The 11746-nt window shown below is 71.8% G+C and carries 12 protein-coding genes; 4 read left to right on the forward strand and 8 right to left on the reverse strand.

From position 1 onward, the window contains the following. Nucleotides 1–39: 39 nt before the first annotated feature. Nucleotides 40–1548, reverse strand: coding sequence for a GMC family oxidoreductase (locus tag AC5L35_RS25910; RefSeq protein ID WP_495062298.1), 1509 nt, complete (start codon nucleotides 1546–1548; stop codon nucleotides 40–42). A 197-nt stretch (nucleotides 1549–1745) separates the two neighbouring features. On the opposite strand from AC5L35_RS25910, the gene AC5L35_RS25915 reads away from it, so the two are divergent. From AC5L35_RS25915 to AC5L35_RS25925, 3 genes are all read left to right on the forward strand, one after another. Then, nucleotides 1746–2669, forward strand: a complete 924-nt coding sequence (locus tag AC5L35_RS25915) for an LLM class F420-dependent oxidoreductase (protein WP_495062299.1) — start codon at nucleotides 1746–1748, stop codon at nucleotides 2667–2669. 105 nt (nucleotides 2670–2774) lie between these two features. Beyond that, nucleotides 2775–4451: an AMP-binding protein gene (locus AC5L35_RS25920; RefSeq protein ID WP_495062300.1), complete on the forward strand. Its 1677-nt coding sequence runs from the start codon at nucleotides 2775–2777 to the stop codon at nucleotides 4449–4451. Between the two features lie 68 nt (nucleotides 4452–4519). Then, the gene (locus AC5L35_RS25925; protein WP_495062301.1) at nucleotides 4520–5167 is read left to right on the forward strand and encodes a DUF1707 SHOCT-like domain-containing protein; all 648 of its coding nucleotides are present in this window, start codon (nucleotides 4520–4522) and stop codon (nucleotides 5165–5167) included. A 21-nt stretch (nucleotides 5168–5188) separates the two neighbouring features. On the opposite strand, the gene AC5L35_RS25930 is transcribed toward AC5L35_RS25925, so the two are convergent. Then, nucleotides 5189–6271: an aldo/keto reductase gene (locus AC5L35_RS25930; RefSeq protein WP_495062302.1), complete on the reverse strand. Its 1083-nt coding sequence runs from the start codon at nucleotides 6269–6271 to the stop codon at nucleotides 5189–5191. A 152-nt stretch (nucleotides 6272–6423) separates the two neighbouring features. On the opposite strand from AC5L35_RS25930, the gene AC5L35_RS25935 reads away from it, so the two are divergent. Next, a complete protein-coding gene (locus tag AC5L35_RS25935; RefSeq protein ID WP_495062303.1) occupies nucleotides 6424–7341 on the forward strand; it encodes an AraC family transcriptional regulator in 918 nt (305 codons plus the stop codon). Between the two features lie 125 nt (nucleotides 7342–7466). Here the strand turns inward: AC5L35_RS25935 and AC5L35_RS25940 are convergent, their stop codons facing one another. Genes AC5L35_RS25940 through AC5L35_RS25965 form a run of 6 tightly spaced genes read right to left on the reverse strand, consistent with a single transcriptional unit; the run spans nucleotide 7467 to nucleotide 11742 of the window. Next, on the reverse strand, nucleotides 7467–8228 hold the full coding sequence (locus AC5L35_RS25940) for a carboxymuconolactone decarboxylase family protein (protein WP_495062304.1): 762 nt from the start codon (nucleotides 8226–8228) through the stop codon (nucleotides 7467–7469). Then, nucleotides 8225–9133: an NAD(P)-dependent oxidoreductase gene (locus AC5L35_RS25945; protein ID WP_495062305.1), complete on the reverse strand. Its 909-nt coding sequence runs from the start codon at nucleotides 9131–9133 to the stop codon at nucleotides 8225–8227. Before AC5L35_RS25945 ends, AC5L35_RS25940 begins: the two co-directional genes overlap by 4 nt. Continuing rightward, nucleotides 9126–9542 (reverse strand): carboxymuconolactone decarboxylase family protein, encoded by a 417-nt coding sequence (locus AC5L35_RS25950; RefSeq protein ID WP_495062306.1) that lies wholly within the window; start codon nucleotides 9540–9542, stop codon nucleotides 9126–9128. The genes AC5L35_RS25945 and AC5L35_RS25950 overlap by 8 nt, the downstream gene beginning before the upstream one ends. After that, on the reverse strand, nucleotides 9539–9949 hold the full coding sequence (locus AC5L35_RS25955) for a cupin domain-containing protein (RefSeq protein WP_495062307.1): 411 nt from the start codon (nucleotides 9947–9949) through the stop codon (nucleotides 9539–9541). Before AC5L35_RS25955 ends, AC5L35_RS25950 begins: the two co-directional genes overlap by 4 nt. 3 nt (nucleotides 9950–9952) lie before the next feature. Beyond that, nucleotides 9953–10885, reverse strand: coding sequence for an NAD(P)-dependent oxidoreductase (locus AC5L35_RS25960; protein WP_495062308.1), 933 nt, complete (start codon nucleotides 10883–10885; stop codon nucleotides 9953–9955). Continuing rightward, on the reverse strand, nucleotides 10882–11742 hold the full coding sequence (locus AC5L35_RS25965; protein ID WP_495062309.1) for an N-acyl homoserine lactonase family protein: 861 nt from the start codon (nucleotides 11740–11742) through the stop codon (nucleotides 10882–10884). Before AC5L35_RS25965 ends, AC5L35_RS25960 begins: the two co-directional genes overlap by 4 nt. Nucleotides 11743–11746: the final 4 nt, after the last annotated feature.

An 11746-nucleotide genomic window follows, 5' to 3' on the forward strand; every position in this document is an offset into this window, starting at 1 on the left:
CGACTCGCGCACCCGAAACGGGCGACTCGCGGGGTGGGGTCAGTGTTCCCCGGTCAGCAGCGCCGCCGCCCGTTCGGCGATCGCGAGGGTCGTGGCGTTCGTGTTCGCCGAGACGATCGACGGCATCACCGAGGCATCGGCGACCCGGAGGCCTTCGATGCCGTGGACCCGCAGTTCCGGGTCGACCACCGCGGCGTCGTCGACGCCGATGCGGCAGGTCCCCACCGGATGGAAGAACGTCGTCAGACTCCGCCGGACGAAGTCACCGCACGCCTCGTCGTCGCGCACGTCGGGGCCGGGGAACAGCTCCTGGTCGCGCCACGGCGAGAACGCCTTCGCCTCCCCCACCTCCCGCGCCCGCCGCAGGCCGACGACCAGGCGCTCGACGTCCCGCTCGTCGGCGAGGTAGTTCGGGTCGATGAGGGGAGCGCCCTCGGGGTCCGCGCTGTTCAACCGCACCGACCCGCGGCTGAACGGCGTCATCAGCCCGAACCTCACTCCGAACCCGTCCCCCGTGCCGAGTGCCCCCAGCGGACCGGACGGCGTGTCCACGAACAGCAGGTCCAGGTCGACCGGGCCGGCGGGATCACTGCGGACCCGGACGTGGGGCTTGCGGACGAAGCACGTCGCACGGACGGGGCTCGTCGCGCCGTAGCCCACGGTGGACATCGGATGGTCGTGCAGGTTCTCCCCCACCGCCGCCAGGTCGGCGACCACGTCGATGCCGGCCCCCCGCAGCTGGGCCGCCGGTCCGATCCCGGAGAGCAGGAGCAGCTGCGGCGAGCCGATCGCGCCCGCCGCCAGCACGACCTCGCGCTCCGCGGCTGCGGTGCGGAGCTCACCGTCCACCGTGTACTCGACGCCGCGGCAACGTCCGCCGTCGAGGACGAGCCGCCGCGCCTGCGCGCCCGTGACCACGTCGAGGTTGGACCGGCCGAGCACCGGGGTCAGGTAGGCGTCGGCGGCGCTGTGCCGGGCCCCGCCCACGACGTTGTACTCGTTCCAGCCGACCCCGTCGTCGATGCCGTTGTTGAGGTCGCCCGCGGCCGCGTGGCCCACCTCGAGCGCAGCCTCGAACGCGGCCTCCCAGAGGACGTGGTCCGTCTCGCCCTGCGTCACGGTCATCGGGCCGTCCATCCCCCGGTAGCGCGGGTCACGGCCGTCCACTGCGCGCTCGGTGCGCTTCAGGAACGGCAGCATCGACGCGTAGTCCCAGCCGGTGGCGCCGTCGGCCGCCCAGGCGTCGTAGCTGTCGCGATGGCCCCGGGAGTGCATCATCGCGTTGATCGCGCTCGACCCGCCCAGAACCTTCCCGCGCGGCCACGGGAAGACCGCGTCCCGGGCCCCCGGCTGCGGCGCGGTCTCGTACGCCCAGTCGACCTCCGTCCCGAACAGGAGCGGCCATCCCAACGGATCGGCCATGGCCGCCGGCCTGCCGGCTCCGCCCGCCTCGAGGAGCAGCACCCGCACCCCGGGATCCTGGGACAACCGCGACGCGAGCACGCACCCGGCCGTCCCACCCCCGACGACGATGTACTCGTATGCCACACGATCCCCTCATCCCAGCGATGCGGTGTTCGGCCCGACTAGGAATTCACAGTGCCACCGGACCGGTCGTGGAAATAGCGATCGGTGGCTCTGGTCCCCCCGGGATCTCCGCACCGCGTCATGGCGTGTCTCATTTCGGAGTCCGCTCCGCGCGAACGACGTTGTGTGGCCGCCGCCCCGCCGGGCAGGGTGTCCGAATGCCCCGTGACTTCCGGTTCTCCTTCAACGTCTTCGGCATCCCGTCCCGTCGGGATCTGCAGGAGACGTGCCGGCGTGGGGAGAGCGCCGGGTTCGACACGGTCTTCGCCGCTGATCACCTCGGGGCACCGGCGCCGTTCCCGGTGCTGCTGGCCGCGGCCGACGCCACCGAGCGCCTGCGGGTGGGCACTCTCGTGCTCAACGCCCAGTTCTGGAACCCGGCGTTGCTGGCCCGCGAGGTGGCCAGCACGGACATCCTCACCGACGGCCGGCTGGAGATCGGGCTCGGCGCGGGGCACATGAAGTGGGAGTTCGACGCCGCAGGCATCCCCTGGACGTCCTTCGGCTCACGCGCCCGGGCCCTGGAGGAGACGATCTCCGAGCTGGGGCGGTTGTTCTCCAGCGAGCAGGCCGCGCTCCCGGGCGGCACCGCGCCGCAGCCGGTGCAGCGCAGCGGCTTCGGCGGCTCCGGGCCGCCGCTGATCGTCGGCGGCACGGGAGACCGGGTGCTGACGATCGCCGCCCGGCACGCCGACATCGTCGGCGTCGCCGGTGCCTACCAGGTGGCAGGCCGCCCGCCGGGGACGTTCCGGCTGGCCACCGCCGCGGAGACCGACGCCCGGATGCGGTTCGTGCGGGAGCAGGCCGGGGAGCGCAGCGGGAACATCGAGCGGCACCTGCTGGTGCAGATGGTGGTGCCCACCACGGACCGGCGGGCCACAGCCGAGGACATCATCAGCAGGTTCGGCACCGAGATGACCGCCGACGAGGCGTTGGAGATGCCGTACCTCCTGATCGGCACCGTCGAGCAGATGGCCGAACAGCTGGTGGCGGGCCGGGAGCGCTGGGGGTTCTCCTACGTCACCGTGCACGAACCGTACCGGGAGGCTTTCGAGCCGGTGGTGGAACGGCTCAGGTCGTAGACGACACCATTCACATTTCAGGAAATCCGCCGTTCTCGACATTCTCCGCGTTTTCCTCTGTCATCCGATAGCGCCACCGGACCCGGCGTGACTATTCTGATTCCAATGACGGCCGGAAAAGTCAGCTTCGCCGCCGCGTTGGACCTGCGCCCCTCCGATTCGGACATCGAGACGTTCCGGGCCCTCGGTGCCTGGCGGAAGGAGAGCGCGCTCGACGACCTCGCCCGGTGGCGGGACGAGAAGCCGGACGCCATGGCTGTCGTCGCCCACGAGGCCGGATCCGGCATGGTGCGGGTGACCTACCGCGAGTACGCGGAGTGGGTGGACCGGTTCACCGGCGCCCTCTACGAGCTGGGCGTGCGGCCCGGCCAGGTGGTGGCGGTGCAGCTGCCGAACCGGTGGCAGGTGCCCGCGTTGCTGCTGGCGTGTGCGCGGATCGGCGCGGTCCTCGCGCCGATGATGACCACGATCCGCGCTCGCGAGCTGGAACGGGTGCTGCACCGCACGGGCGCGCAGGTCTGCATCACCATCGACCGCTGGGCCGGTTTCGACCACGCATCGGCGCTCGCGGAGGCGGCCGGTCGCCTGCCCGCTCTGCGGCACCGGGTCGTGCTGGGCGACGCCGTCGCCGAGGACGAGGTCGACTTCACCCGGCACTTCCAGCTGACCCCGTGGGAGGTGACGCACGCACACTCCCTGCAGGCGCTCACCCCCGACCCGGACCGCGTGGGACTGGTGCTGTTCACCTCCGGTACCAGCGGTGAGCCGAAGGCGGCGCTGCGCACCTACAACAGCGTCCACTCGTTGATCGCCACCACGGCCGTCACCCAGGGCGGCGGCCCCTCCGACGTTTTCGCGACGTCGTCCCCGCTGACCCATCTGGGCGGGGTGGTCGGCGCCATCCTCCGTCCGTTGTTCCTCGGTGGAACGGCCGCGTTCATGGACGACTGGGAGCCCGCCGGTGGACTGGCACTGCTGGCAGACACGGGCACCACCTCGATGTGGGGTGCGCCCGCCGTGTGGGCCGCCCTCGTCGATGAGCTGCGCAGGCACCCCCGTCCGCTTCCCCCGCTGCGCAATGCCGGCGCCATGGGCACGGTGATCCTCGCCCCCCTGATCGCGGATGTCGCCGAGGTGTTCGGCTTGCCCCTGCAGTCCTTCTGGGGATCGACCGAGGCCGTCGGCACGACCACGAACCCCGACGATCCACCGGACTGGGCCGCATACAGCGTGGGCCGGCCGGGGCCGGGCATGGAGGTCGACCTCCGCTCCGACGGCCCGGTCAGCGACGAGCGGCCGGGGCGGGTGTACCTGCGAGGCAGCGGGTCGTGCCTGGCGACCGTCGGCCGCGACAGCGGGGAGGTGACGGTCCTCGCCGATCACGACGACGGCTGGTACGACACCGGCGATCTGGGCGTCCCCGACGGGCGCGGCGGCCTCCGCCTGCTGGGCCGGGCGGCAGACCGGATCGGCGGGTCGTTCATGATCCCCGTCGCGGACGTCGAGGCGGCGTTGCTCGGCCACCCGGCGATCGACGAGGTGGCCCTCGTCGGCTATCCCGACGGTGACGGCGGCGAGCTCGCCTGCGCGCTGATCGTCTCCCGGACCACCCCACCGTCGCTTCCCGAGGTCCGCGCCTTCCTCGACGAGCAGGCGATGACACAGTGGTACCAGCCCAGCAGGGTCGAACCACTACCCGCGCTGCCCCGCAACGAGACGGGCAAGGTCCTCAAGGAGCTGCTGCGCCGCTGGCTGCGCGGCGAGGCCGAGCTGCCGGCGTAGGGATCGCCGCCGGCCACGCCCGCTGATCGGTTGATGACCATTGCCGGGTTGCTCGCTACGGTCTGCCCGTGCCCGATCATGTTCCCGACCCACGGTCCCTGCGCGTGTCCGACGCGGAGCGCGAGCACGTCGTCGAACTGCTGCAGCGCGCCACGGGTGCCGGCCTGCTCGATCTCGACGAGTTCACCCGGCGGGTCGATGCGGCGCTCGCCGCCCGCACCCGGGGAGAGCTGAACGTGGTGCTGCTCGACCTGCCGGGGATGGCGCACCCGGAACAACCCGCCGGCACCGGCACGCGGCACCGTTCCCCGGTGCGACCGCAGCCGACGTCCGACGCGGTGATCACCTCGGGTTCCACCGAGCTGCGCAGCGTCCTCGGTTCCCTCACCCGGCGCGGCGAGTGGGACGTGCCTGCCCGCCTGGTGGTCCGGACGAAGGTCGGGTCGACCGAGCTCGACTTCACGAAGGCACGGATCCCGCACGACGTCGTCGAGATCGAGCTGGACGTGGTGGCCGGCTCGGTCGAGATGCGGATGCCGCACGGTGCCCGCGTCGAGCACCACGAGGTGCAGTCGGTGCTCAGCAGCTTCGAGGACAAGAGGCGCGGCGGCTCCGACGGCACCCCCGGTCCGACCTTCCGGCTCACCGGGTCCGTGCGCGCCGGGTCGGTGGAGATCCGCTCGCCGAAGCGGCGCTGGTGGCACGGCGACGAGTAGGACCTCGGTCGCCGCGGAGCGTCAGTAGCGGACGTCGCTCTGCAGCAGTGGTGGGTACACGGTGGACGTCACACCGTCCACGGTGGCGCCCGCGAACTGCAGCATCGCCCGCTGCTCACCGGGCATCGGTGCCGGGTAGTCCAACGTCGGGGCCGAGACCTCGTCCAGCCCGCGACGGTGTTCGGGTGTGAGGGTCACCTCCAGTGCGGCGAGGTTGTTCTCGAGGTGCTCGACGCGCCGGGCGCCGAGGATCGGTACGACGGTGCCCGGGCGGGCGCGTAGCCAGGCCAGTGACACCGCCGCTGACGTGGTCCCGAGCTCGTCGGCCACCGCGGCGACCGCATCGATGACCGCGAACTCGTCCTCGGTGGGCCCACCGACGAAGGCCGTGCGGGCGGAGTCGCTGACCTGCGTGCCACGGCGGTACTTGCCCGAGAGGAAGCCGTTCTTCAGCGGGCTCCACGGGACCAGCGCCATGCCCTGGTCGAGCGCGAGCGGGGCGAGCTCGCCCTCGACGGTGCGGGCCAGCAGCGAGTACTCCACCTGGAGCGCGATCAGCGGGGTCCAGTCCTTCAGCAGCGCCGTGGTCTGGGCCTGGGCGGTGAACCATGCCGGGGTGTTGGAGAACCCGATGTAGCGGATCTTCCCCGCCCAGACCAGCTCGTCGAGGGTGCGCAGCGTTTCCTCGAGCGGCGTGTGACGGTCCCAGTGGTGCAGCCAGTACAGGTCGAGGTGGTCGGTCTGCAGGCGACGCAGGGTCTCGTCGAGCTGGGCGATGATCGACCCGCGCCCCGCTCCCCCACCGTTGGGGTCACCGGGGAAGAGGTTGCCGAAGAACTTCGACGCCAGCACCACGTGCTCCCGGCGGCCGGGGTGGGCGGCGAAGAAGTCGCCGAGGATCTTCTCCGCGTGGCCGTTGGTGTAGAAGTTCGCCGTGTCGACGAAGTTCCCGCCGAGGTCCAGGTAGGTCGCGAGGATCTTCTCCGACTCCTCGACGCTGGTACCGGCGCCCCCGGGATCCTCTCCGAAGGTCATCGCGCCGAGGGCGAACGGGCTGACCCGCAGCCCGGAACGGCCGAGGGTGACGTAGTGGTCGAGAGGCATGAGCACGGCTCCAGCGGGTGTCGGAATGGTGGAACCATGCAAGCGCGAGCGACGGGACCCGCGGTAGACCGATACGCGCCAGGTCTTGCACGATCCTCTCGACTCCGATCCGATCGGCTTGCCAGGCGCCGTGGCGGGTGCTTCCGTGGACCGTGCGCACCACCACCGACCTCCTGGACGAGATCCGCAGCCTCATCGCGGCTCACGCCCGACCCGACCTGCAGACCTCGATCGCAGGGCTGCTGCTGTCCACGGTGGAGACCGGGGAGCCGGACCACTCGCTGACCGATCCGCTGCTGGTCGTCATGGCTCAGGGCGGCAAGCGCCTCCTGCTCGGCGACCAGGTGTTCGAGTACCGGGCGGGGCAGTGCCTCATGGTCACCACCGACCTGCCCGTCACCGGCCACTTCCTCGGCGCCACCCCGCAGACCCCGGCGTTGGCCGTGGGCCTGGTGCTGGCGCCTGCCGTGATCGCACCGCTGCTGCTGGAGGCGCCGGCCGGGCCGTGGTCGCGCGCCACGGCCGGGCTGCCGGCGATCGCGACCGGCGAGGCAGGCGTCGACCTGCTCGACGCCGTGGCCCGGATGCTGCGGCTGCTCGACCGCCCGGCCGACGCTCACGTGCTCGCCCCGCTGATCGAGCGGGAGATCCTCTGGCGGCTGCTCACCGGCCCGCACGGCGGCATGATCCGCCAGATCGGCCTGGCCGACAGCAGCTTGTCCCACGTCAGCCGGGCGGTCAGGTGGATCCGTGACTACTACGCCGAGCCGATGCGGATCGAGGACCTCGCGCGGATGACCGGGATGAGCACGCCGGCGTTCCACCGGCACTTCCGCGCCGTCACGACCATGAGCCCGCTGCAGTTCCAGAAACGCATCCGCCTGCAGGAAGCGCGATCGCTGCTGGTGGCCAGGCCCGATGACGTCGCCGGGGTCGGGCATCTCGTCGGCTACGACAGCCCGTCCCAGTTCAACCGGGAGTACCGCCGCATGTTCGGTGCCCCACCCGGGCAGGACGCCTCCCGGCTACGCGCGGCCGCCGACCCCGGCGGCGTCCGGCACCTGCCCTGACCGCTCCCGCGATCGGAGGACGAGCACCCCGGCTGCGGGTGCGGCGCACATCCCACTTGCGCCGCACCCACAGCACGGGCGCACCGACCGACTCGACCGTCCCCCGGTGCCGAGCCGGCCGGCAGTCACCGGGGAGCGCGCTCGGTCAGTTCGGCGAGGATGGGGGCTGCGGTCGTCGCGGCGTGGATGCCGATCACGCTGACGATCGCGAGCACCTCCATGATCTCCCCGGCCGTCGCTCCGAGCCGGACCGCGTTCTGCATGTGCAGCTTCAGTCCGGGCACGTAGAGGTGGGTGGCGGAGGCGTCGAACGCGATGTAGATGAGTTCCTTGATCTTCGGCGGCAGGGTCCCGGTCTTCCAGGGCACCGAGGAGAACTCGACGTAGGCCTCGAACAGGTCGGGGTCGAGCTCCAGCAGGCCGTCCCAGAAGGTGTGCCAGTAGCCCCGGTTGGCCGTGAATTCGGCCTTGAGCCGCTCGCGGCGCTCGTCGAGCGGGGCGGGGCCGTCGCGCAGCCCCTCCTCCTCGAGCACCTCCAGCAGCAGCGGCACGCCGATGTTGCTGGCGTGGATGCCGAGCGTGCTGGTGAGCTCGATGACCTCCATGACCTCCTGCGGGGTGGCGCCGTGCTCCAGCGCGGCGGCCACGTGCTGGCGGATCCCGGGCACGTAGAGGTGCGTCGCCGCGGCGTCGGCGGCGATGTAGACGAACTCCTTGACCTTGGGCTCGAGGTGGGACTCCCCGGTCCAGGGCACGGCGGAGAAGTGCAGGTAGGCCCGGACGAACGGCGGGTCGAGCTCCAGCATCCGCTCCCACGCGTCACCCCAGGTGCCGCGCACCTTGATGAACTCGTCCTTGATCTCCTGCTGCTCTGCGGTCAGCGTCATGGGTTGCTCCTCGGATCGGGATCCGTCGCCTCGCCGGCCCGCAGCCAGCGCACGATCTCGGTGTGGTCGGCATCAGGGGGAAGAGCGGTGGCCGCCTCGCCCCACAGCTCGACGGTGCGGCTGATGAGCGCGGACGGCGCGCCCGTCGCCTCGGCCAGGCCCAGCGCGATGCGGATGTCCTTGACCATGAGCGCGAGCGCGAACCCGGAGTCGTAGGTCTCGGGCACCACGAAGTTGGGCCACTTGTTCTCGGTGGAGCCGCTGCGCCCGCTCGAGGAGTTCACCGCGTCGAGCATCACCGAGGGGTCGAGGCCGAACCGTTCCCCGGCCAGCAACGCCTCCGAGCTCGCGAGCAGGTGGGCCGCGGACATCAGGTTGTTGAGCGCCTTCAGGGCGTGGCCCGCGCCGACGGGGCCGACGTGGCGCACCCGGCCGAGGAGCGCCAGTAGCGGCTCCACACCGGCGACCGCGTCGTCCGGGCCGCCGACCATGATCGTCAAGGTGCCCTTGGTGGCGCCAGAGACCCCACCGGACACCGGGGCGTCGATCATGATGGCGCCCCGGGCGGCCACCTGCTCGGCGAGCGCCGTGGTGCGCAGCGGCTCCGAGGAGCCCATGTCGACCAGCACCGTGTCGGGGGTGAGGGCGTCGAGCAGCCCGTCGGCCAGCACCGCCTCGACGATGTCCGAGTTCGGCAGCATCAGCACCACGACCGACGGACCGTCCACCACGACCTCGCCCGGCCTGTCGACGACCGTGACGACGTCGGCGAGCGCCGCCCGGGGACCGGGCGCCGCGTCGTGGGCGCGCACCGCCAGGCCGGCGGCGACGAGCCGGCGCACCATGGGGTCGCCCATCCGGCCCAGACCCACGAACCCGACGGGCCCCGCCGGCAGCTCAGACACGACCGGTCCCGTTGTGCTCCGCCGAGAGCTCGCCGAGCACGCGCTCGGCCACCCGGAAGGACTCCAGAGCGGCAGGCGCACCGCAGTAGGCCGCGGCCTGCAGGAGCGCCTCCTGGATCTCCACCTCGGTGCACCCGTTGGTGACGGCACCCCGGACGTGCACGCCCAGCTCGTGGTTGCGGTTCAAGGCCGTGAGCATCACGAGGTTCAGCAGGCTGCGGGTCCGCCGGTCCAGGCCGGGCCGGCTCCAGATCTCACCCCACGCCGTGCTGGTGACGTACTCCTGCACGGGACGGGCGAAGTCGCTCACCCCGGCGAGCGACCGGTCGACGTGGGCGTCGCCCAGCACCTCCCGCCGGATCGCCAGACCCTGCTCGTATCGCCCGTCGGTGGTCGCATCGCTGGTCATTGCTGCCCTCCTGGCGCCATCAGGGCGCGGTACTCGTTCTCGTCCACCTCGTCCAGCCACACGGTCGGGCCGAGCGACACGGCCAGGTGCGTCATCACGGTGTCCGCCGTGCCGCCGTGCCAGTGCCGCTCGCCCGGCGGCACCCAGACCACGTCTCCGGCCCGGATCACCTCCGGCCGCTCGCCGTGCGTGCAGACCCATCCCCGGCCTGCCGTCACCACGAGGATCTGGCCGCCGGTGTGGTGGTGCCAGTAGGTGCGCGCGCCGGGGGTGAAGGTCACCGAGTTGATGGTGTTGCCCTCGGCGGTGGTCGGCAGCACCGGGTCACCCCAGACGGTGCCGGTGAAGGTCTCCGTGCGGGACTGGGTGGGGGTGGAGTCGGGGGCGCGGCCCCGGACGATCTGCATCGGTCATTCCTCCGTCTTGTCGTGGACGCGGGTCCCCCCGGCGACGTCACCGATCGCGTCCACCACCCGGTTGCTGATCTGGTCGCCGTAGCCGAGGCTCTCGGCCAGCCCGAAGCTCGCCAACGGCCCCGCCGCGTTGAGGCTGGGCACCCCGAGCTTGCCGACGAGGTCGACGTAGAGCGCCACATCCTTGGTCATCAGGCGGCCGGTCAGCCCGCCTTCGAGGTAGTCGCCCTGCACGATCCGCGGGAACCGGTTGAGCGTCGCGAAGTTGACCCCGCTGCTGCTGTTGATCACCTCGAGCAGCTGGGTGAGGTCCAGCCCGGCGCGCCGGCCGGCGACCATCACCTCGGCCGATGCCGCGAGGCTGACCGCGTTGAGGAAGTTGTTGAGCAGCTTCGCGGTGTGCCCGGACCCCGGAGCGCCCATGTGGTGCACGTGCGCGGCGATCGGCTCGAACACCCACCCGATCTCCGCCAGCGCATCGGCATCGCCGCCCGCCATGATCGTCAAGGTGCCCTTCTCCGCGCCGGCAGCTCCCCCGGAGATGCCGGCGTCGAGATAGCGGACCTCCACCGCCGCCGCCTCGGCGTGCAACGCGACCGTCGAGGACGGCGCCGCCGTCGACAGGTCGACGATCGTGGTCCCCGCCGCGGCGCCGGCGAGCAGCCCGTTCGGGCCGCGGACGACCGGCTCGACGATGTGGCTGTCGGGCAGCGACATCAGGATCACCTCGGACGCCCTGGCCACCTGGGCCGGATCACCGAGCGCCTTCGCGCCCACCGCCTCGACCCGTCCGGGCTCCGCGTCGAACCCCACCACCGGGATCCCGGCGTCGACCAGGCGGCGCGCCATCCGGCCACCCATGTTGCCCAGCCCGACCATGCCCACCGTGGGCCTGCGCTGTGACGCTGGTTCGCTCACAAGCTCGCTCATGACACCACTTCCTCTGCTTGCGACGTCTTCGTCCTGGTCCCCCCGGCGACCCGTACGACGAGCTCGGCGAGATCACCCGGCATGCCGGGCAGCCGGCCCGGGAACCGGTCCGGCACCGCGGCGTCGTGACCCGCCACGAGCAGCCGGCCCGGGTCGTCGGACATCTCGCGCAGCAGGTCGAAGCCGCGGTACATGTCGACCAGGTCCGCCACCACGAAGAACGGGCGGTCGCGCTCGAGCTCCTCGTAGAAGTGCAGCGCGTCGGCGGCCAGGATCACCGCGCCCGGTCCGCCGTCCTCGTCGTCGACGGCGACCTGGGCCACGAGCTGGCCCGGGGTGTGCCCTCCGACGACGACCAGCTCGATCCCGGGCGCGAGGTCGAGGGTCTTCTCGACCAGCCGCAGCCTGCCCTGCTCCCCCGCAGCGGCGAGCCGGCTGAGCTCGATGGCCTCCGTCGAGTGCGCGAACTGGGGGCGGGTGGCGTACGGGCCCGTCCAGAACTCGTACTCCCGGCGGGCGATGACGATCTCCGCGGCCGGGAAGCGCTCCAGGTTCCCGATGTGGTCGTAGTGCGCGTGCGTCACGACGAGCTGGGTGACCGTGCCCGGGTCGATGCCGAGTGCCATGAGCGCGTCACCCGGGTCGGCGAGCTGGGTTCGACCCCGGCGCCGGCCCGCCTCGGCGCTGAACCCGGAGTCGACCACGATCGTGCGCTCCCCGTCGCGGACCACCCAGAAGAAGTAGTCCATCGGCAGGTCCTCGTCGGGCTCGCCGTAGACGTGGAAGTTCAGATAGTTCTCGGCCTTGCGCGCGAGCCTGGTCCCGTAGCGGACCGCCAGCACCTCGTACCCACTCATCAGA

It is taken from the genome of Pseudonocardia sp. OZ21 (assembly GCF_059359135.1).